Below are 15,462 nucleotides of genomic sequence, written 5' to 3' on the forward strand. Positions count from 1 at the left end.
ATGATCAGGCTCGAAGCCGAAAATCTCTCAGCACGTCGTGGCGAAGATCTGATTTTCGTTAATGTTTCCTTTACGTTGAGCGCCGGAGAGGCGCTGGTCCTGACGGGTCGGAACGGCTCCGGCAAATCGACACTTCTGCGTGTCGTTGCCGGATTGCTTCGCCCCGAAACAGGGCGGGCGATCTGCCTGTCGAGCACGGACAAGGAGGCGCGACCGGCGGGTGAATTCAGCCATTATCTCGGTCATCGCAACGGCATGAAGCGGGAATTGACGGTTGCCGAAAACCTCGCCTTCTGGAAGTCGTTTCTGGGCGATATCGGTACGGGGCGAAGCCTTGATGTCGAGGAGGCTGCAGCCGCCGTCGATCTTTCCGGCATCACCCACCTGCCCTATGGCTATCTCTCGGCCGGCCAGCAGCGGCGCTTCGCCATGGCCCGGCTGCTCGTTGCGCATCGTCCTGTCTGGATCCTTGATGAGCCCACCGCCGCCCTCGACCGCAAGGCGGACGCGATGTTCGAAGGTCTCGTGCGTCATCACCGTCAATCCGGCGGGATTGCCATTGCAGCGACCCATCAGCCGCTCGGTCTCGAGGGTGCGCAATCGCTGGAGATGCTCGGCTTCGATGGTGTCGACATGGAGTATGCCGGATGATGGCGCTTTTCCTGAGGGACCTGAAGCTTTCCGTCCGTGCCGGCGGCGGCGCACTGATCGGGGTGCTGTTCTTTACCACCGTTGTCGCTGTCATTCCCTTTGGTGTCGGGCCGGATCTCAATCTCCTGTCACGGATCGGACCCGCGATCGTCTGGATCGGTGCCCTGCTTTCGGCCCTGCTCGGCCTCGACCGTCTGTTCCAGGCCGAACGGGATGATGGCTCGCTCGACATCCTGCTAATGCAGGAAACGCCGCTGGTGCTGACAGTGCTCGTCAAATGCCTGGCCCATTGGGTCGCGACCGGTCTGCCGCTCGTGATCGCCTCGCCGCTGCTCGGTCTGTTCATGAACATGGACGAGATCGCCATCGGGGCGGTGATGCTGACGCTGCTGGTCGGGTCGCCGGCCATCACCTTCATCGGTGCGGCGGGTGCCGCCGTTGCTGTCGCGTTGCCGCGCGGCGGTCTGCTCGTCTCCATCCTCGTGCTGCCGCTCGCCGTTCCCGTGCTGATTTTTGGCGTCAGCGCGTCCTATGCAGCTGTCGAAGATCCGGCGCCGTTCCTGCCGCCCTTTCTCTTCCTGTCTGCCATCACCCTTCTCTTCGCCGTGATCGGACCGGTTGGTGCCGCCGCAGCGCTGCGCAGTTCTGCAGACTGAGACATTTCGGCTTGACCAGGATCAATTGCAGGCCCGCTTGAGACAGGCTAGAACGAGACATGACCGACAACAGCCTCGCCGTAACCAAGATCATCGACCTCGCCAACCCGACGCGATTCCTCGCTTTTGTCGAGCGGGTTCTTCCGTGGTTCGTCGGGCTGACCGTCATTCTGTTCGCCGTCGGGCTCTATCTCGGCTTCACGTCCGAGACCGACTACCAGCAGGGCGACACCGTGCGGATCATGTATGTGCATGTGCCAGCTGCCTGGCTCTCGATGATGTGTTACTCCGTGATGGCACTGTCGGCGATCGGGACGCTGGTCTGGCGCCATCCGCTGGCCGATGTCAGCCACAAGGCTGCTGCACCGCTTGGCGCTGCCTTCACACTGATTGCGCTTGTGACCGGCTCCCTCTGGGGGAAGCCGATGTGGGGCACTTGGTGGGTCTGGGATGCGCGTCTTACATCGGTCTTCGTGCTCTTCCTGATGTATCTCGGTCTGATTGCGCTCAACCGCGCCATGGACGATCCGTCCAAGGCTGCACGCGTCAGCGCCGTGCTGATCCTGGTCGGCTTCGTAAACATCCCGATCATCAAGTTCTCGGTCGACTGGTGGAATACGCTGCATCAGCCGGCGAGCGTCATGCGGCTTGACGGGCCAACGATTCATCCGGAGTTCCTCTGGCCGCTCCTGGTCATGGCGATAGCCTTCACCCTTCTCTTCTTCACCCTGCACCTGATGGCCATGCGCAACGAGATCTGGCGCCGTCGCGTCGGCGCCCAGAGGCGGATGGCGGCGCGTCAGGCCGGTCGGGAGCATCAGGCATGACACACGCCTTCTATGTGATCGGCTCCTATGTGATGACGGCCGCGATCTGTCTCAGCCTGACCGTCTGGGTCTATCTCGACGGTCGGGCGCGCAGGAGCGAACTCAAGACGCTTGAGACGCAAGGCATCCGCCGGCGTTCGAGCGCTCCACCGCAGGGCGCCCAATCATGACCGGGGACAGTGACGGCAATACCGCATCTTTGGCCAAGGGACGCGGGCGTTATGTGGTCGCTGCCCTGCCGCTCGTCCTGTTTGCCGGACTTGCAACCGTTTTCATGACCCAACTGCAATCGGGTCGGGATGTCTCTGAAATTCCCTCGGCACTGATCGGTACCAAGGCACCGGAGCTCTCGCTCGTCGCGCTTGAGGGATCCGAGCGCCCTGCCCTGACGACGGCCGCGATTTCGGGCAAGCTGACTCTCGTCAACGTGTTTGCCTCGTGGTGTGTCCCTTGCCGCCAGGAGCATCCGATGCTGCTGGAGCTGTCCAAGGATCCACGCGTCAATGTCGTCGGGATCAACTACAAGGACCGCAACGACAACGCGCTCAGGTTCCTGGGCGAGCTCGGCAATCCCTATGCGGCGATCGGTGTCGATCCGAACGGCAAGGCAGCGATCGACTGGGGTGTCTATGGCATTCCGGAGAGCTATCTCGTCGGCCCAGACGGGACGATCCTTTACAAGAAGGTCGGCCCCTTCGATGCAGAAAGCTTCCGGACTCAGCTGATGCCGGCAATCGAGAAGGCGCTCAGCAAAAGCTGATCCGTTCCGGTCAGAGCGCGCCTTGCCAGGTTCTGACGGCCTCGACCGGCCAGACCAGCATGACGACGTTGAGTGTCAGATTGTCCCGGATGATGATCGCGGTCAGTACCTCGAAGCCCAGCGCAATGACGACGGTCAGCCAGATGGGCATGCGGGCGGCGAAGAAGAAGCCGGCGATCATCGCCACCATGTCCATGCCGGAATTCAGGATGCTGTCGCCGGTATAGCCGACCGCCATGGTCGCGGTGCGGTAGCGGTCGATAACGATTGGCGAGTTTTCCAGGATCTCCCAGCCTGCCTCGATCAAGGCGGCGAGCGCAAGCTTCGCGGTGATTGGCTTGTTACGCATCACCAACCAGCCCAGGCCATAGAACAGGAAGCCGTGGATGATGTGCGACGGCGTGTACCAGTCGAACAGGTGCTGCGAATTGCCTGGTGTGTTCACGCCGGCTTCGAAGAGCTTCACGTAACCGCATTCGCAGATCCAGATGCGGCCCATCAGATGTTGCGAGACGACCTGAACCGCGATGATGACGAAGGTCACCACCAGCCAGAAACGCGTCGTTGAATGGTCGCTACTCTGGCCGGTCATACTGTTCATTTCTGATCCTTGTCTTCCAGCGAATGCTTCATGATCAGCGGCATCTGGGCCAGCGTGAAGAGGATGGTGATCGGCATCGTGCCCCAGACCTTGAAGCTGACCCAGACATCATCGGAGAAATTGCGCCAGACGACTTCGTTCAAGACCGCAAGGAAGAGGAAGAAGATGCCCCAGCGCAGCGTCAGCTTGCGCCAGCCTTCCGCATCGAGCTGGAAAGCGGCGTTGAAGACGTAGCCGAGAAGCGAAGTGCCGAAGACGAGCCCGCCGAGCAGGACCACGCCGAAGAGCGTATTGACGATGGTCGGCTTCATCTTGATGAAGGTCTCGTCCTGCAGCCAGATCGACAAGCCGCCGAAGACCAGGACAACAATGCCCGAGACGAAGGGCATGACCGGCAGGTGCTTGAAGACGATCTTCGAGATGATCAGCGAGATGACCGTTGCGACCATGAAAAGAGCGGTCGCGATCAGGAGCGGTCCGCCGATGGCGGTGAGCTCCGGAAAGGTCTTCGCCAGCCATTCGCCGCGCAGGTTGCCGAAGAAGAAGATCAAGAGCGGCCCGAGTTCGAGCGCCATCTTCAGCAGAGGATTTTGTCTTTCAGCCTTGGATGCATGGGTATCGGTGGATGTGTCCGACATGATGTCGCTTCCTGATGTTTCCGGCGCTCAGCGCGCGATGCCGGCAATGGCGCTGGCGAAGTCTTCCGCCTCGAAGGGTTCGAGGTCGTCGATGCCTTCGCCGACGCCGATGAAATAGACGGGCAGCTTATGCTTGGCGGCAATGGCAACAAGAATGCCGCCGCGCGCCGTGCCGTCGAGTTTGGTCATGATCAGGCCGTTGACGCCCGCGACGTTGCGGAAGATCTCGACCTGCTGCAGGGCATTCTGGCCCGTCGTCGCATCGAGCGTCTGCAGCACGGTGTGGGGCGCATCCGGATCGAGCTTGCCGAGAACGCGGACGATCTTTTCGAGTTCCGCCATCAGTTCCGCCTTGTTCTGGAGGCGACCGGCGGTGTCGATGATCAGCACGTCGGATTTCTCCGCCTTGGCGCGCTCGAAGGCTTCGTAGGCGAGGCCGGCCGCGTCGGCGCCGAGCTTGGTGCCGATGAAGGTCGAACCGGTGCGGTCGGCCCAGATCTTCAGCTGTTCGATGGCCGCGGCACGGAAGGTGTCGCCGGCTGCGAGCATTACCTTCAGCCCCGAGCCCGAAAGCTTGGCGGCGAGCTTGCCGATGGTCGTCGTCTTGCCGGTGCCGTTCACTCCGACGACGAGGATGACATGCGGCTTGTGGCTGAGATCAAGGGCCAGCGGCTTGGCGACCGGCTTCAGCACTTTGACGATCTCTGTCGCCATGGTCTTGGTGACGTCCTCGCCGGTCACATCCTTGCCATAGCGCTCCGAGGCCAGCGTGTCCGTGACGCGGAGTGCCGTTTCGACGCCGAGGTCGGCCTGGATCAACAGGTCTTCCAGTTCCTCCAGCGTCTCGTCGTCCAGCTTGCGCTTGGTGAAGAGCGCGGTGATCTGGCTCGTCAGCTGGGAAGAGGTGCGGAAGAGGCCAGCCTTCAGGCGCTGGAACCAGCTGAGCTTCTCAGTCGGGGCAGGGGCTTCGGGTTCTGGCGCTCTCGCCTCAGCGGTGGCGAAACCTTTGGGCAGCACGGGGACAACCGGTTCCGCCGAAGTCTCGGCGACGGCGGCGGCGACTTGCTCTTCCTCCGGTTCCGTTGCGGCCGGTGCGGCTTGCTGAACCGAGGCGTCTTCAGCCTCTTCTTCGGCTTCCGCCTCAAGCAGTTCGAGCGGCACCATGGATAGATCTTCAGGCGACAGATCGTCGGATGGACCGCCTGCCGTTTCCATTTCCTCGGCGAGAACCGGATCCTCTGCCAGGGGAAGGTCTTCGTCGCGACCCTTCGGCTCGCTTTCAGCCGAGATCGCGGCCTTCTCCTCGGACGTCAGCTCCACCGGCGCTGCAGGCGTTTCTGCCGGCTTCTCCTTGCCGAAGGTGAAGACTTTCTTGATGAAGCCGAGGGCCATGGTCGCTCTATTCCGTGTGTCAGTCAGCCGCGCTTGCCGCTGCCGATGCAATCGTCAGATGGCGACCGTTGTGGCCGCCGATCGAGACCTCGATGAGGCTGCCGGGTGTCATCCCGGGCGCTGCAACGAGGGTGAAGTCTTCCGTATGCGCCATTTCGTTGCGCTCGACCAGCAGCTTCTGAAGTGTGCCGGCATGCGAGGCGAGATGCATAGCCTGCAATCGATCGGCTACCGCGCGGAGTTCCGCCGCCCGTGCCTTGACGAGCGTACGGTCGAGCTGCGGCATCCGGGCTGCCGGCGTGCCGGGGCGGGGGCTGTAGGGAAAGACATGCAGATGCGCGATGCCGATTTCCTCGGCGAGGCGGGCAGAGTTTGCCGCCATCTCCTCGGTCTCCGTCGGGAAACCGGCAATCATGTCGGCGCCGAAGGCAAAGCCGGGGCGCAGGCGCCGGACTTGTTCGGCAAAGGCAATCGCATCGGCGCGCGAATGCCTCCGCTTCATGCGCTTCAGGATCATGTCGTCGCCATGCTGCAGCGATAGATGCAGATGCGGCATGAAACGCGGCTCATCGGCAATCAGGTCGAAGAGATGGCTGTCTGCCTCGATGCTGTCGATCGAGGAAAGGCGAAGGCGCAGGATTTCCGGCACCTGCTTCAGCAATGTTTTGGCCAGAAGGCCAAGCGTCGGAGTGCCGGGCAGGTCCGCGCCATAACTCGTCGCGTCCACCCCCGTCAGCACCACTTCGTGATAGCCGTTCTCGACGAGTTTGCGCGCTTGCTCGACGACGGCGCCCATCGGCACGGAGCGCGAATTGCCACGGCCATAGGGAATGATGCAGAAGGTGCAGCGGTGATCGCAGCCGTTCTGCACCTGCAAGAAGCCGCGCACATGGCCGTCTATATGCGCCACCATCTGCGGTGCCGTCTCGGTCACGCTCATGATGTCGTTGACGGCAACCTTCTCTTCCGCCGAGACGCCGAAATCCGGCAGGCGGCGATAGTGCTCGGCCTTTAGCTTTTCCTCGTTGCCAAGGACGGCGTCGACCTCGGGCATATCCGCGAAGTTTTGCGCTTCCGTCTGGGCAGCACAGCCGGTGACGATGATGCAGGCCTCAGGGTTTTCCCGTCGCGCCCGGCGGATTGCCTGGCGGGCCTGGCGCACGGCCTCGGAGGTGACCGCACAAGTGTTGACGAGGATGGCATTGTTCAGCCCGGCCTTGGCCGCTTCCGCCTTCATGACCTCGGATTCATAGGTGTTCAGGCGACAGCCGAATGTGATGACCTCGACGGCGCCTTGTCGCGCAGAGGTCACGGGGTGGCGGCCTCTGCATCGGCGCTCACATCGCGCTGCCAGCTGCCGGTCACCGGATCGACCGTGCCGGACCATTCCCATTCGGCGGGCCCGGTCATGACGACCTTGTCGTCGGCACGCCAGTCGATGGTCAGCATGCCGCGATTGGGGCTCGACGCCACCGTGATCGTCACCTTGCGCTCGGTGCGACCGGTACGCGCGGCGGATACACCAGCGGCGCAGGCGGCAGAGCCGCAGGCAAGCGTCAGGCCGGCGCCGCGTTCCCAGGTGCGCGTCACCATTGATGTCTTCGAGGTGATCTGGGCGAGCGTGATATTGGCCTTTTCCGGGAAAATGGGGTGGTTTTCGAGGAGCGGACCGAAGCGTTCCAGATCATAGGTCATCGGATCGCGATCGACCCAGAACACAGCATGGGGATTGCCCATCGACATGGCCGAGGGCGAATGCAGGATCGGCGCGTCGATCGGGCCGATCTGCAGCTCGATGCGGCTGGTGTCGTGGAATTCTTCCGAGAGCGGGATCTTGTCCCAGGCAAACACGGGCTTTCCCATGTCGACGGAGATCGTGCCATCCTGATGCTCGACGGCGTTCAGAATGCCAGCGATGGTCTGGAAGGTGAAGCTCTTGCGGCCGGTTTCGCTGGCGAGCGCCTGCACCACGCAACGCGTGCCGTTGCCGCAGGCCTGCGCCTTTGAGCCGTCGCAATTCAGGATGTCGATATAGGCGTCCGTGCCGTCGAGCTTCGGATCGTGGATCGCCATGATCTGGTCGAAGGCGGTCGCCGGGTCGGCGGCGAGCGCGATTGCCGCAGCCGGCGTCAACCGGTCGATGCGACCGCGCATGTCGACGACCAGGATCTTGTTGCCAAGCCCGTTCATCCTCGCGAATTCGACCCGATCCGACATCGTCACTCCAGAAAGCTGCATTTTCAGCCTATATGGCGGAAAAGCAGCCGAATTACCAGTAGAGCGACCAAAACCGCGCGTGCATGGTCAACGCCATGGTTCGGTCACGTCAAGCCATTCCCGGGTTCGCGCCTCGGGATCGGCATGCAAGGTAATGTCCGTCACTACTGCCGCACATTCGGCCCCTGCTGCGAAGACGCCCGGAAGCCGGTCGGGCCGAAGCCCGCCAATGGCGACCAGGGGCAGGGGGCCGATCTTTTCCTTCCACACCGTCAGCCGTTCCAGGCCCTGCGGTGCCCAGGGCATCTTTTTCAGGATCGTCGGATAGACCGGGCCGAGGGCGATATACTCAGGCTTGGCGGCCAGCGCCGTTTCGAGTTCCGCCTCGTCATGGGTCGAAAGACCGAGCTTCAGGCCCGCGCTGCGGATGGCGGTGAGATCCGCCGTTGCCAGATCCTCCTGGCCGAGATGCACGAAGTCGCAGGCCTTGTCGATGGCGATTTGCCAGTGGTCGTTGACGATGAGCTGGCAGCCATGATCGGCACAGCATTGCCGGGCGCGGCGGATGTGCTGGCGAAGCACGCTTTCCTCGGCGTCCTTCATCCGCAGCTGCACCAGCTTGACCCCCAGCGGCACCAGCCGCTCGATCCAGTCGGCACTGTCGACGATGAGGTAGAAGGGATCGAGCTTCATGCGAAGACCCCCTTTCCGATGACGGGTGTTGACGGTACCGCCATGTCGCGCGGCTCCAGCATGCCGGCTTGATGGGCCATATGTCCTGCCTCGATCGCCTTGGCAAAGGCCTCGGCCATATCAGCCGGATCGCCGGCGCTGGCAACGGCGGTGTTGAGCAGCACGGCGTCATAGCCGAGTTCCATCACCGCTGTCGCATGGGAGGGACGACCGATGCCGGCATCGACGATCAGCGGCACGTCTTGAAATTCCGCCCGCATGGATTTGAGTGCCGGCAGATTCTGCGGCCCCATGGCACTGCCGATCGGGGCGCACCAGGGCATCAGCACTCGGCAGCCGGCGGCGAGCAGCTTCTCCCCGACCACCAGATCGTCTGTCGTGTAGGGGAAGACCTCGAAGCCCTCGGAACCGAGGATCTTCGCCGCTTCCACCAGTTCGAAAACATCGGGCTGCAGCGTGTCGTGATGCCCGATCACCTCGAGCTTGATCCAAGTGGTGCCGAAGACCTCCCGCGCCATCTTTGCCGTCAGCACCGCCTCGCGGGCGCTGTGGCAGCCGGCGGTGTTGGGCAGGACGTGGACGCCGAGATCGCGGATCAGCTGGAAGAAGGCCCCACCCGCCTTGCCGCCCGCGGTTTCCCGGCGCAGCGAGACGGTGACGATCTCGGTCTTCGATCGCCTTACGGCCTCGGCCAGGATCGCGGGCGAGGGGTAGCGCGCGGTGCCGAGCAAGAGGCGCGAGGAGACGGTCTTTCCATAGAGTTCCAGGGCCATCTCAGCCTCCCTGCATGGGCGAAAGGATCTCGATCCGGTCGCCCTCCTTCAAAGCATGGGCGGCACGCTCCTCGCGATGAACCAGGTCGCCATTGACGGCGGTTGCCAGCCAGTCGCCCTCGTAGTCGAGCTTTGCCAGGAGATCGGCGAGGTTGCCCGCATCGAGCTCCAGGGCTTCTCCGTTGACGGTGAGCTTCATGCGCTCCTCCTTCTCTCAGATGCGTGTGTGGTCGTCAGCCTCTCCGCCGCCTCACGCGCCAGTGCCGGAGCGAGCAGAAAACCATGGCGGTGCATGCCCGCCACGGCCAGGCCTTCGGCGGTTTCGACGAGGCGAGGCACATTGTCAGGGAAAGCCGGGCGTATGCCGGTGCCGGTTTCCACGATGCGCGCCTCGGCAAAGGCCGGGTGCAGCGCATAGGCTGTGTTGAGCAGTTCCATCATCGAACGCGCGGTGATCGGCCCGTCATCCTCAGCCTCGATCATGGTCGCGCCCAGCATGAACAGCCCGTTGCCGCGCGGCACGATGTAGAGGGGGTGGCGGGGATGCAGAAGGCGGACGGGCCGGGAGAGGGCAACATCGCCTGTCTCCAGATAGAGCATCTCCCCGCGCACGCCGCGCAATCCGTCGATCTCACCGATCGCCTGTGGTCCCCGGCAATCCACCACGCTCGCGTAGCCTGCCGCATCACCTGCCTCCTCCCCGAAGCGGAAGGAGACCCCGAGCTGCCGCGCCGCCTGATAAACACCCCGCAGAGCCTTGCGTGGATCGAGATGAGCCTCTTCTGAGAAGAAGAGGCCGGTGCCGAAACGCCCGGTGAGATCCGGCTCAAGCTCTGCGATCTCGTCCTCGCCCAGCCAGCGATGGCCGCGCGTGCGGCTCGCAAAGCGTTTGAGGTCGGCAAGATCGCGCGGATTGGCCAGCACCAGCGTGCCCTGGCGCTGGACGAGACCGGGCACTGCCTCGTCCCACCAGTCGGCGGCCAAGAGACCTGATGTCAGCACGATCTCCTCCGCCGCCTCCCGCTCGCAATAGGGGGCGAGCATGCCGCCCGCCCAATGGGAGGCGCCAAGCCCGATATCGGCCCGGCGCTCCACGACCTCGACAGGCATACCTCTTCGCGCCAGTTCCAAGGCCGTCGCCAGCCCTGCGACACCGGCGCCCTTTATCAGAACTGTCATGGCCGCTCTCCCGTTTCGAGCGCTGCGACCTCGTCCGCCGTCATGTAGAGATCGCCGCCGGCGCGGTATTTCTCCGCCATGGCGGTCAGGCCCTCCTTCTGGGCCTCGGCGCGGATGTCATGCGAGATGCGCATCGAGCAGAATTTCGGCCCGCACATCGAGCAGAAATGCGCGACCTTGTGCGCCTCCTTCGGCAGGGTTTCGTCATGGAAGGCTCGGGCGGTTTCCGGGTCGAGCGACAGGTTGAACTGGTCTTCCCAACGGAACTCGAAGCGGGCACGGCTGAGTGCATCGTCACGCAGCTGCGCTGCCGGATGACCCTTGGCGAGGTCGGCGGCATGAGCCGCAATCTTGTAGGTGATGACGCCGGTCTTCACGTCGTCGCGGTCGGGCAGACCCAGATGCTCCTTCGGCGTGACATAGCAAAGCATCGCCGTGCCGAACCAGCCGATCATCGCAGCCCCGATCCCGGAGGTGATGTGGTCGTAACCGGGTGCAATATCCGTCGTCAGCGGCCCCAGCGTGTAGAAGGGGGCCTCGCCGCAGGTCTTCAGCTGCTTGTCCATGTTCTCCTTGATCTTGTGCATGGGAACATGGCCGGGGCCCTCGATCATCACCTGGCAATCCTTCCCCCAGGCAATCTGCGTAAGCTCACCCAGCGTCTCCAGTTCGGCAAACTGGGCGGCATCATTGGCATCGGCAATCGAGCCGGGGCGCAGCCCATCGCCCAGCGAGAAGGAGACATCGTAGGCGCGGCAGATGTCGCAGATTTCCTCGAAATGCTCGTAGAGAAAGCTCTCCTTGTGGTGATGCAGACACCACTTAGCCATGATCGAACCACCGCGCGAAACGATGCCGGTAACGCGGTTGACGGTGAGCGGGATGTAATGCAGCCGCACGCCGGCATGGATGGTGAAATAGTCGACGCCCTGTTCGGCCTGCTCGATCAGCGTGTCGCGATAGACCTCCCAGGTCAGGTCCTCAGCAATGCCGCCGACCTTTTCCAGCGCCTGGTAGAGCGGTACGGTGCCGATCGGGACAGGTGAATTGCGCAGGATCCAGTCGCGGATGTTGTGAATGTTGCGGCCGGTCGAGAGATCCATAACCGTGTCGGCCCCCCAGCGGATCGCCCAGACCATCTTCTCGACTTCCTCGGCCATGGAAGAGGTGACGGCCGAGTTGCCGATATTGGCGTTGATCTTCACCAGGAAATTCCGCCCGATGATCATCGGCTCCAGTTCCGGGTGGTTGATATTGGCCGGGATGATCGCCCGTCCCTGGGCAATCTCCTGGCGGACGAATTCCGGCGTCACGTGGTCGGGGATCGCGGCGCCGAAGCTTTCGCCGTCACGCACAAGCGCTTCCTTCGCAGCCTTGCGGCCAAGGTTTTCGCGGATCGCCACATATTCCATTTCCGGCGTGATGATGCCGGCGCGGGCGTAGGCAAGCTGCGTCACGGCCTTGCCGCCCGTGGCACGAAGCGGCTGATGTTTCACGGGAAACGCTGGTGTCAGTTTGTCGGCAGAGACGAAGCCGTTGTCCTCGGGTTTGACCGCGCGGCCGTCATAGGCCTCGACATCGCCGCGTGCCGTAACCCAGGCTGTCCGGTGCCGGACAAGCCCCTGGTCGATGGCGATGGTCGCCTGTGGGTCGGTATAGGGTCCTGACGCGTCATAGACATTGACAGGCGGTTCGCCGGAGGTCGGGTGCAGCGCGATCTTTCGCAGGGGCACGCGGATATCCGGGTGCATGTCCCCCGCCAAGAAGATCTTGGTCGAGGCGGGAAGCGGCCCGGTGGTGACGTCGGGCTTTGGGAAGTTAGGGGCAATGTTCATCATGGAGCTCCAAGTGTTCAGGTTGGAGACCCAGTCATGTCAGCCGGAATGATGGAAAGACGCCACGGGATTCGGGTTTTCGAATCATCGTTTAGCAGCGCTCGCACCGTCCCTACGCCAGTATGAACTGGATCAGGTTCAACGGGTCACCGCGCTGCCATCTCGGCGTAGCGATATCTCAGCCCCTTGTCGGGACACCCCTGGTGAATGCGTCAAGTCTGGTCAAAAGCGTGAGCCGTGTCAACGCGGCTCGTGTCTCTTGGGTCTTGCCCCTCAAGCGTTTGTGAGAGGCACCTCGAACTGCTGGCCGGGTCGCAATCCCTTGAAGCGCTCATTGCCGATCCCGGCCGCAGACATGGCCGTCACGAGCGCCTTCGGCGGATCGTCGATGCCTTCATTGGTCAGCTGGAAGGTGCCGAAATGGTGGCCGATGCCAAAGGCCGCCCCGCTCAAGCGGAAGCCTTCGATCGCCTCTTCCGGGTTCTGATGCTGCGCCTTCATGAACCAGCGTGGCTCATAGGCGCCGATGGGCATGATCGCGAGCCTGATGTCGCCATGCTTGGCCTTGAGTTCGCGATAGTGCTTACCCTCGGCATAGCCGGTGTCACCGATATGGTAGATCTTGCCGCCCGGCGTCTCAATCACGAAGGCAGCCCAGAGCGCCATGCGCCGGTCGCCCATGCCGCGCGCCGACCAGTGGTGGCAGGGCTCGCAGTGAACCACGACCCCATTGCCGAGATCGACCCGATCACCCCAATCCATGACGCTTGCCACCATGCCCGGCATGTCGTCGCGCATGATGGTGTCGTTGCCGAGGGGGGTGACGATGCGCGGATTGTCCCGCCTGAAAAGGCGCCTCAGCGTTGCGGTATCCAGATGGTCGTAGTGATTGTGGGTGACGATGACGATATCGATCTTCGGCAAGTCGTCAAAGGCGACACCCGGCGGATTGTTGCGCTTTGGTCCGGCAAAGGAAACCGGGCTTGCCCGTTCCGACCAGACCGGGTCGGTCAGGATGTTCAGCCCTGCCGTCTGGATGAGCAGGGTCGCATGGCCGACCATGCTGACGACAAGCCGGCTGCCATCGACGCGCGGCTCGGGTTTGGTCGTGACGAAATCCGCTGCTGCCACCGCCTTGGGCCAGTCGATCTTGCCGCCGCCGAACTGCCAGCGCAGCAGGTCAGCAAAGCCGCGCGGCTCCTCTCCACCTGGGTTGAAGAACACCTTGCCGTCGAAATGATCGGAGACGGGACCCGTGTAATAGCGGTTGCCCGCCTGCGCTTCGCGCATGCCGAGACCTCCCAGCGTTGCGGCAACCAGGCCGAAGCCCGACCATTTGAGAAAGCTGCGTCTGTTCATGGCTTACCCATATGTGGTTTTGTCAATTCTACGGCAATAGCGCTGCCGCAGATTGCCGGGTGCTGCGCATCTCCCGAAAAATCGGGACTTTGCTTGACTTCCGGGCCGTTTTCCTGTTTATCCGCCGCAATCTGCGAAGAGACGAGAACTCCGAGCCGCCGACCGGGACCCGAGAAGGTATAAAGAGATCCCGGAGGTCAACACCCGACAGCGCGTTGCGCCCTCGGGTGCTTTTTGGCTTTGCGTCTTGTTTTCCGCGCGGAGAAGACCGAGGTTTGGGTTTCCCCTGACCATGCAAGGAAGAGCCGATGTTTGAGAACCTCCAGGACCGTCTTGGATCCATTCTGAATGGACTGACCGGCCGTGGCGCACTGTCCGAGGCGGATGTCTCGGCTGCTCTGCGCGAGGTCCGTCGTGCTCTTCTCGAAGCCGACGTGGCGCTGGAAGTGGTCCGCGCCTTCACCGACAAGGTCCGCGAAAAGGCCGTCGGTGCGGCGGTTCTGAAGTCGATCAAGCCCGGGCAGATGGTCGTCAAGATCGTCCATGACGAGCTGGTCGAGATGCTCGGCACGGAAGGGGTTTCCATCGACCTCAATGCCGCAGCCCCCGTCGTCATCATGATGGTCGGCCTGCAGGGTTCCGGTAAGACAACCACCACCGGCAAGATCGCCAAGCGCCTGACGGATCGCGAGAAGAAGAAGGTCCTGATGGCCTCGCTCGACACGCGTCGTCCGGCCGCTCAGGAACAGCTTCGCCAGCTCGGCGTGCAGACCGGCATCGATACGCTGCCGGTTATCGCAGGCCAGTCACCGACCGATATCGCATCGCGTGCTGTGCAGGCGGCCAAGCTCGGCGGTCATGACATCGTCATCCTCGACACCGCCGGCCGTACGCATATCGACGAGCCGCTGATGATCGAGATGGCCGAGATCAAGTCTCGCGCCAAGCCGCATGAAATCCTGCTCGTTGCCGACTCGCTCACCGGTCAGGACGCCGTCAATCTCGCGCGCAACTTCGACGAACGCGTTGGAATCACCGGCCTTGTGCTGACCCGCATGGACGGCGACGGCCGCGGCGGTGCAGCGCTCTCGATGCGTGCCGTCACCGGGAAACCGATCAAGCTGATCGGTGTCGGCGAGAAGATGACGGAACTCGACGAGTTCCACCCGCGCCGTATCGCCGACCGTATCCTCGGCATGGGTGACATTGTTTCGTTGGTCGAAAAGGCCGCCGAAAACATCGATGCCGAAAAAGCACGCGCCATGGCCGAGAAGATGGCCAAGGGCAAGTTCGACCTCAACGACCTCGCCGAACAGATCAAGCAGATGCAGGCCATGGGCGGCATGGGCGGGATCATGGGCATGATGCCGGGCATGTCCGGCATGAAGGACAAGATGGCCGCTGCCGGCCTCGACGACCGCATCTTCAAGCGCCAGCTCGCGATCATCTCCTCGATGACCAAGGCCGAGCGCGCCAATCCCGACCTGCTCAAGCATTCCCGCAAGAAGCGCATCGCGGCCGGCTCGGGTACGGATGCGTCCGACATCAACAAGCTTCTGAAGATGCATCGCCAGATGGCCGACATGATGAAGGCCATGGGCGGCAAGGGCAAAGGCGGCATGATGAAGCAGATGATGGGCGGCCTTGCCTCGAAAATGGGCCTCGGCGGCATGGGTGGCGGCATGGGCATGCCGGATCTGTCGAAGATGGACCCGAAGCAGCTCGAAGCGCTTGCCAAGCAGGCCGAAGCCGCCGGTATCAAGCCGGGCGGTTTGCCCGGTCTGGGCGCTGGCGGCCTGCCGGGCCTCGGAGGCCCCAAGCTTCCCGGCCTCGGTGGCGGCAGTTTCCCGGGTCTTCCCGGTCTGCCGAAGAAGAAGTGAG

The 15,462-nt window shown here is 62.9% G+C and carries 17 protein-coding genes and 1 riboswitch; of the genes, 6 read left to right on the top strand and 11 right to left on the bottom strand.

Annotation, left to right across the window (positions count from 1 at the left end; translation table 11 throughout):
* Positions 1 to 3 precede the first annotated feature (3 nt).
* From ccmA to H6M51_RS06270, 5 genes are read left to right on the top strand one after another with little or no spacing between them, the layout of a single operon-like run.
* Positions 4 to 651 carry a heme ABC exporter ATP-binding protein CcmA gene (ccmA, locus tag H6M51_RS06250; RefSeq protein WP_185809343.1) on the top strand — a complete coding sequence of 216 codons (648 nt, stop codon included), beginning with the start codon at positions 4 to 6 and terminating at the stop codon, positions 649 to 651.
* Complete coding sequence (ccmB, locus tag H6M51_RS06255; protein ID WP_185809036.1) at positions 648 to 1,307, top strand: heme exporter protein CcmB; 660 nt, start codon at positions 648 to 650, stop codon at positions 1,305 to 1,307. The genes ccmA and ccmB overlap by 4 nt, the downstream gene beginning before the upstream one ends.
* Positions 1,308 to 1,366: 59 nt before the next feature.
* Positions 1,367 to 2,134 (top strand): heme ABC transporter permease, encoded by a 768-nt coding sequence (locus H6M51_RS06260; RefSeq protein ID WP_185809037.1) that lies wholly within the window; start codon positions 1,367 to 1,369, stop codon positions 2,132 to 2,134.
* Positions 2,131 to 2,304 (top strand): heme exporter protein CcmD, encoded by a 174-nt coding sequence (ccmD, locus tag H6M51_RS06265; protein WP_185809038.1) that lies wholly within the window; start codon positions 2,131 to 2,133, stop codon positions 2,302 to 2,304. The genes H6M51_RS06260 and ccmD overlap by 4 nt, the downstream gene beginning before the upstream one ends.
* Positions 2,301 to 2,894 (top strand): DsbE family thiol:disulfide interchange protein, encoded by a 594-nt coding sequence (locus H6M51_RS06270; protein ID WP_185809039.1) that lies wholly within the window; start codon positions 2,301 to 2,303, stop codon positions 2,892 to 2,894. Before ccmD ends, H6M51_RS06270 begins: the two co-directional genes overlap by 4 nt.
* A 10-nt stretch (positions 2,895 to 2,904) precedes the next feature.
* Here H6M51_RS06270 and H6M51_RS06275 read toward each other — a convergent pair whose 3' ends face one another.
* The 11 genes from H6M51_RS06275 to H6M51_RS06325 all read right to left on the bottom strand — a co-directional run bounded on the left by H6M51_RS06275 (position 2,905) and on the right by H6M51_RS06325 (position 13,581).
* Complete coding sequence (locus H6M51_RS06275) at positions 2,905 to 3,486, bottom strand: DUF2585 domain-containing protein (protein WP_185809344.1); 582 nt, start codon at positions 3,484 to 3,486, stop codon at positions 2,905 to 2,907.
* Between the two features lie 5 nt (positions 3,487 to 3,491).
* Positions 3,492 to 4,133: a septation protein A gene (locus tag H6M51_RS06280; RefSeq protein ID WP_185809040.1), complete on the bottom strand. Its 642-nt coding sequence runs from the start codon at positions 4,131 to 4,133 to the stop codon at positions 3,492 to 3,494.
* Positions 4,134 to 4,160: 27 nt separating this feature from the next.
* Positions 4,161 to 5,525, bottom strand: a complete 1,365-nt coding sequence (gene ftsY, locus H6M51_RS06285; protein WP_185809041.1) for a signal recognition particle-docking protein FtsY — start codon at positions 5,523 to 5,525, stop codon at positions 4,161 to 4,163.
* 19 nt (positions 5,526 to 5,544) lie between these two features.
* Entirely contained in the window at positions 5,545 to 6,837 is a 1,293-nt protein-coding gene (mtaB, locus tag H6M51_RS06290; RefSeq protein ID WP_185809042.1) for a tRNA (N(6)-L-threonylcarbamoyladenosine(37)-C(2))-methylthiotransferase MtaB, read from the bottom strand.
* Positions 6,834 to 7,742: a diaminopimelate epimerase gene (dapF, locus tag H6M51_RS06295; RefSeq protein ID WP_185809043.1), complete on the bottom strand. Its 909-nt coding sequence runs from the start codon at positions 7,740 to 7,742 to the stop codon at positions 6,834 to 6,836. Before dapF ends, mtaB begins: the two co-directional genes overlap by 4 nt.
* 87 nt (positions 7,743 to 7,829) lie before the next feature.
* Positions 7,830 to 8,435 (bottom strand): thiamine phosphate synthase, encoded by a 606-nt coding sequence (locus H6M51_RS06300; RefSeq protein WP_185809044.1) that lies wholly within the window; start codon positions 8,433 to 8,435, stop codon positions 7,830 to 7,832.
* Positions 8,432 to 9,208, bottom strand: a complete 777-nt coding sequence (locus tag H6M51_RS06305) for a thiazole synthase (RefSeq protein ID WP_185809045.1) — start codon at positions 9,206 to 9,208, stop codon at positions 8,432 to 8,434. Before H6M51_RS06305 ends, H6M51_RS06300 begins: the two co-directional genes overlap by 4 nt.
* A gap of 1 nt (position 9,209) precedes the next feature.
* Positions 9,210 to 9,407 carry a sulfur carrier protein ThiS gene (thiS, locus tag H6M51_RS06310; RefSeq protein WP_185809046.1) on the bottom strand — a complete coding sequence of 66 codons (198 nt, stop codon included), beginning with the start codon at positions 9,405 to 9,407 and terminating at the stop codon, positions 9,210 to 9,212.
* Positions 9,404 to 10,387 (bottom strand): glycine oxidase ThiO, encoded by a 984-nt coding sequence (gene thiO / locus H6M51_RS06315; RefSeq protein ID WP_185809047.1) that lies wholly within the window; start codon positions 10,385 to 10,387, stop codon positions 9,404 to 9,406. The genes thiS and thiO overlap by 4 nt, the downstream gene beginning before the upstream one ends.
* On the bottom strand, positions 10,384 to 12,222 hold the full coding sequence (gene thiC, locus H6M51_RS06320; protein ID WP_185809048.1) for a phosphomethylpyrimidine synthase ThiC: 1,839 nt from the start codon (positions 12,220 to 12,222) through the stop codon (positions 10,384 to 10,386). Before thiC ends, thiO begins: the two co-directional genes overlap by 4 nt.
* A gap of 91 nt (positions 12,223 to 12,313) precedes the next feature.
* Positions 12,314 to 12,434, bottom strand: a riboswitch (TPP riboswitch).
* A 61-nt stretch (positions 12,435 to 12,495) separates the two neighbouring features.
* Complete coding sequence (locus H6M51_RS06325) at positions 12,496 to 13,581, bottom strand: MBL fold metallo-hydrolase (protein ID WP_185809049.1); 1,086 nt, start codon at positions 13,579 to 13,581, stop codon at positions 12,496 to 12,498.
* Positions 13,582 to 13,889: 308 nt separating this feature from the next.
* Here H6M51_RS06325 and ffh point away from each other — a divergent pair, with 308 nt between their 5' ends.
* Entirely contained in the window at positions 13,890 to 15,461 is a 1,572-nt protein-coding gene (ffh, locus tag H6M51_RS06330; protein ID WP_185809050.1) for a signal recognition particle protein, read from the top strand.
* Position 15,462 lies beyond the last annotated feature (1 nt).

Origin of the sequence: Rhizobium sp. AQ_MP (genome assembly GCF_014237835.1) — a bacterium.
Lineage (GTDB): Bacteria > Pseudomonadota > Alphaproteobacteria > Rhizobiales > Rhizobiaceae > Allorhizobium.

Excerpts from the sequence above, each read along its gene's own strand:
- H6M51_RS06260 (WP_185809037.1), top strand. The coding sequence starts at position 1,367 with ATGACCGACAACAGCCTCGCCGTAACCAAGATCATCGACCTCGCCAAC.
- H6M51_RS06325 (WP_185809049.1), bottom strand. The coding sequence starts at position 13,581 with ATGAACAGACGCAGCTTTCTCAAATGGTCGGGCTTCGGCCTGGTTGCC.
- H6M51_RS06275 (WP_185809344.1), bottom strand. The coding sequence starts at position 3,486 with ATGACCGGCCAGAGTAGCGACCATTCAACGACGCGTTTCTGGCTGGTG.
- H6M51_RS06280 (WP_185809040.1), bottom strand. The coding sequence starts at position 4,133 with ATGTCGGACACATCCACCGATACCCATGCATCCAAGGCTGAAAGACAA.
- H6M51_RS06270 (WP_185809039.1), top strand. The coding sequence starts at position 2,301 with ATGACCGGGGACAGTGACGGCAATACCGCATCTTTGGCCAAGGGACGC.
- H6M51_RS06300 (WP_185809044.1), bottom strand. The coding sequence starts at position 8,435 with ATGAAGCTCGATCCCTTCTACCTCATCGTCGACAGTGCCGACTGGATC.
- thiC (WP_185809048.1), bottom strand. The coding sequence starts at position 12,222 with ATGAACATTGCCCCTAACTTCCCAAAGCCCGACGTCACCACCGGGCCG.
- thiS (WP_185809046.1), bottom strand. The coding sequence starts at position 9,407 with ATGAAGCTCACCGTCAACGGAGAAGCCCTGGAGCTCGATGCGGGCAAC.
- dapF (WP_185809043.1), bottom strand. The coding sequence starts at position 7,742 with ATGTCGGATCGGGTCGAATTCGCGAGGATGAACGGGCTTGGCAACAAG.
- ftsY (WP_185809041.1), bottom strand. The coding sequence starts at position 5,525 with ATGGCCCTCGGCTTCATCAAGAAAGTCTTCACCTTCGGCAAGGAGAAG.
- thiO (WP_185809047.1), bottom strand. The coding sequence starts at position 10,387 with ATGACAGTTCTGATAAAGGGCGCCGGTGTCGCAGGGCTGGCGACGGCC.
- H6M51_RS06305 (WP_185809045.1), bottom strand. The coding sequence starts at position 9,208 with ATGGCCCTGGAACTCTATGGAAAGACCGTCTCCTCGCGCCTCTTGCTC.
- ccmD (WP_185809038.1), top strand. The coding sequence starts at position 2,131 with ATGACACACGCCTTCTATGTGATCGGCTCCTATGTGATGACGGCCGCG.
- ccmB (WP_185809036.1), top strand. The coding sequence starts at position 648 with ATGATGGCGCTTTTCCTGAGGGACCTGAAGCTTTCCGTCCGTGCCGGC.
- ffh (WP_185809050.1), top strand. The coding sequence starts at position 13,890 with ATGTTTGAGAACCTCCAGGACCGTCTTGGATCCATTCTGAATGGACTG.